This is a genomic window from Streptomyces sp. WG7, assembly GCF_049975785.1.
Classification (GTDB): domain Bacteria; phylum Actinomycetota; class Actinomycetes; order Streptomycetales; family Streptomycetaceae; genus Streptomyces.
This window is the reverse complement of record NZ_JBNGGE010000112.1, coordinates 1-4,094: the sequence shown is the minus strand read 5'-3', so window position 1 is coordinate 4,094 and position 4,094 is coordinate 1. Positions and strand designations below refer to the sequence as shown.

Annotated in this window: 1 protein-coding gene; it reads left to right on the top strand. The window is 71.9% G+C overall.

Translation table 11 applies throughout. The annotated features are described in order from the left end of the window. Positions 1–4,094, top strand: a 4,094-nt coding sequence (locus ACP4J0_RS38210) for a type I polyketide synthase (RefSeq protein WP_426604010.1), incomplete at both ends; no start/stop codon positions are given.

Sequence of the window (4,094 nt, the reverse complement as noted above, 5' to 3'; positions counted from 1 at the left end):
GGTCGTGTCGCGCGGTGGTTGGCGGAGGCGGGTGCTGAGCGGCTGGTGCTGACCAGCCGGCGGGGGATGGACGCGCCGGGTGCGGCTGAGCTGGTGGCGGAGCTGGGTGTCGAGGTCTCCGTCGTCGCCTGTGACGCGTCCGACCGTGAGGCGCTGCGGGGCGTGCTGGCCGAGTACGCGGATTCCTTGACCGCCGTCGTTCATACGGCGGGTGTGCTGGACGACGGCGTGCTGGATGCCCTGACTCCGGAGCGCATTGACGGTGTTCTGCGGGCGAAGGCCACGTCGGCGCTCCATCTGCACGAGCTGACGGTCGAGCTGGGTGTCGAGCTGGACGCGTTCGTCCTCTTCTCGTCGATGAGCGGCACGATCGGCACGCCTGGCCAGGGCAATTACGCCGCTGCGAACGCCTACTTGGACGCCCTGGCGGAGCAGCGTCGCGCGGACGGTCTGGCGGCGACGTCCATCGCGTGGGGTCCGTGGGCCGAGGGCGGCATGGCCGCCGGCGAGACGATGGACGCCCGTATGCGGCACGAAGGCGTGCCGCCCATGGCGCCCGAGTCGGCCATGGCGGCACTGGCGCCCATCGTCGCCTCGGGCGAGGCCTCGCTGACCGTCGCAGACATCGACTGGGACCGCTTCGCGCCCTTCATGACCTCCGTCCGGCCGCTCCCGCTGATCGGCGACTTCATCACGCACGCGGAGACCGTCACGGGCGCCGACGTGGCGGCCACCGCGGCCCGCCGGCTCGCGGGGCTGACGGCGGCAGAGCAGGAGCGTGAGCTGCTCACCCAGGTGCGTACGCACGTCGCGGCAGTCCTCGGTCACGGCGGAGCCGAAGCGGTCGGTGCCGACCGCGCCTTCAAGGAACTGGGCTTCGACTCCCTGACGGCCGTGGAACTGCGCAACCGCCTCGGCGCGGCCACCGACCTGCGACTGCCCACCACCCTCGTCTACGACTACCCGACCTCGGCCTCGCTCGCGGCATTCCTGCACCACGAGCTGCGGGGCGCGCAGCCGGAGATGGCGGGGCCGGTCGCCACGACGGCGGCCGTGGACGACGACCCGATCGCGATCGTGGCGATGAGCTGCCGCTTCCCGGGCGGCGTGCGAACCCCGGAGGAGCTGTGGAAGCTCCTCGTCGACGGTGCTGACGCGATCGGTGACTTCCCCTCCGACCGCGGATGGGACCTCGCCGGCCTCTACAGCGCCGATCCCGACCGCCCCGGGACCACGTACACCCTGGAGGGCGGATTCCTCCACGACGCAGCCGAGTTCGACGCGGACCTCTTCGGGATCTCGCCGCGTGAGGCGCTGGCGATGGATCCGCAGCAACGGCTGCTGCTGGAGACGTCGTGGGAGGCGTTCGAGCGGGCCGGCATCGCCCCGTCGTCGCTGCGCGGCAGCCAGGCGGGCGTCTTCGTCGGCACCAACGGCCAGGACTACCTCTCACTCGTCGCGGGCGACACGCACGGCCTGGAAGGACACCTCGGCACCGGCAACGCCGCAAGCGTCGTCTCCGGACGGCTCTCCTACGTCTTCGGTCTCGAAGGGCCCGCGATCACCGTCGACACGGCGTGTTCCTCCTCGCTGGTGGCTCTGCACCTCGCCGTCCAGGCACTGCGGCAGGGCGAGTGCTCCCTCGCGCTGGCCGGTGGCGTGACGGTGATGTCGACCCCTGAGGCCTTTGTCGACTTCAGTCGTCAGCGGGGGCTGGCGGAGGACGGCCGGATCAAGGCGTTCGCGGCTGCCGCGGACGGCACCGGCTGGGGTGAGGGCGTCGGCATGCTGCTGGTGGAGCGGCTGTCGGACGCGCGCCGCAACGGGCATCCGGTGCTGGCTCTGGTGCGGGGTTCGGCGGTGAACCAGGACGGTGCCAGCAACGGCCTGACCGCGCCGAACGGCCCCTCGCAGCAGCGCGTGATCCGCCAGGCGCTGGCGAGTGCCGGGCTGTCGACGGCTGACGTGGACGCGGTGGAGGCGCACGGCACCGGCACCCGGCTCGGGGACCCGATCGAGGCGCAGGCCCTGCTGGCGACCTACGGGCAGGGGCGGTCGCCCGAGCAGCCGCTCCTTCTGGGGTCCGTCAAGTCGAACATCGGGCACACGCAGGCCGCGGCGGGCGTCGCGGGCGTGATCAAGATGGTGCTGGCGATGCAGCACGGGGTGCTGCCCCGGACCCTGCACGTCGACGAGCCGACCCCGCACGTCGACTGGGCCGCCGGCGAGATCGCCCTGCTGACCGAAGCCGTCGACTGGCCCGAGACCGGGCGGCCCCGGCGCGCCGCCGTGTCGTCCTTCGGTCTCAGCGGCACCAACGCCCACACGATCGTCGAACAGGTCCCTGCCGCCGCAGCGGACCGCGGCGACGAGCCCGAGAGCGACGCGGCACCTTCGGTGCTGCCCGTCCTGCCCGTCCTGCTCTCCGCGCAGAGCACGACCGGGCTCCGCGCCCAGGCCGCGCGTCTGGCCGCCCACTTGACGTCGCAGCCTGAGGCATCCACCCTCGACACGGCATTCACGCTGACGACGGCTCGTACCGCCCTGGACACGCGCGCGATCCTGGTCAGCGGCGCCGAGAAGCACGATGGGCTACTCGCCGGGCTCAACCGTCTCGCCGCCGGCGAAGCGCCCTCCGGCCTCGTGCAGGGCACGGTCACGACTGGCGCGCTTGCCTTCCTCTTCACGGGGCAGGGCAGCCAGCGCCTGGGGATGGGCCGGGAACTGTACGAGGCCTACCCCGTGTTCGCGGACGCGTTGGACGCGGTCTGCGCCCACCTGGACGCGCACCTCGATGTGGCCCTGGGCGGTGTGTTGTTCGGTGATGACGCGGAGGTGTTGGATCGTACGGAGTTCGCGCAGCCGGCGTTGTTCGCGGTGGAGGTGGCGCTGTTCCGGCTGCTGGAGTCGTGGGGTGTGAGGCCGGACTTCGTGTCCGGTCACTCGATCGGCGAGCTAGCTGCTGCGCATGTGGCGGGGGTGCTGTCGCTGGATGATGCGTGTGTGCTGGTGGCGGCGCGTGGGCGGTTGATGCAGGCGCTGCCGGCGGGTGGCGTGATGGTCGCGCTGGAGGCGTCGGAGGACGAGGTCCTGCCGTTGCTGACGGAGCGGGTGAGTATTGCGGCGGTGAACGGGCCGCGGTCGGTGGTGATCGCGGGTGACGAGGACGCGGCCACGGCGGTCGTGGAGTCCTTCGAGGGGCGGAAGTCGAAGCGGCTGGCGGTCAGTCACGCGTTCCACTCGCCGCACATGGACGGCATGCTGGACGCGTTCTGCGAGGTGGTCTCGGGACTCTCCTTCGAGGCCCCGAGCATTCCGGTCGTCTCCAACCTGACGGGCGCCGTGGTCACCGACGAGATGGCGTCGGCGGACTTCTGGGTGCGGCATGTCCGTGAGGCCGTGCGCTTCCTCGACGGCGTCCGCGCGTTGGAGGCGGCGGGGGTCACGACGTACCTCGAACTCGGTCCGGACGGTGTGCTGTCGGCGATGACTCAGGAGTGCGTGACGGGCGAGGGCGCCGCCTTCGTCCCCGTCCTGCGCAAGGGCCGTCCAGAAGCCGACACCGCCGTCACGGCGCTGGCGCAGGCATTCGTGCGGGGCGTGGAGGTGGACTGGGCCGGGTTCTTCGCCGGCACGGGAGCGCGGCGCACCGAACTTCCGACCTACGCCTTCCAGCGGAGGCGGTACTGGCCGGAGGCCCGGCGGGACGCCCTGACTCCCGCCGGGAAGACGGTCGACACCGTCGACGCACGATTCTGGGACGTCGTCGAACACGAGGACCTGACGACCCTTGGGGCCATGCTCGGCCTCGACGACACCGCGTCCTGGGGAAACATGGTCACGGCTCTGTCGGCCTGGCGCCGGCGCAGCCAGGATCAGGCGCAGGTCGACGGGTGGCGTTACGGGACGAGCTGGAAACCGGTGAAGGCGTCCGCCGAAGCGCGGTTGTCCGGGGCGTGGTTGGTGGTCGTTCCGGCTGGGGGTGACGTTGACGGGCCGGTGGTGGGTGTGCTGGCGGGGCGTGGTGCGGAGGTGCGGCGGGTCGAGGTCGAGTCGGGCGTGGATCGTGCGGCGCTGGCGGGGCTGGTCGGTGG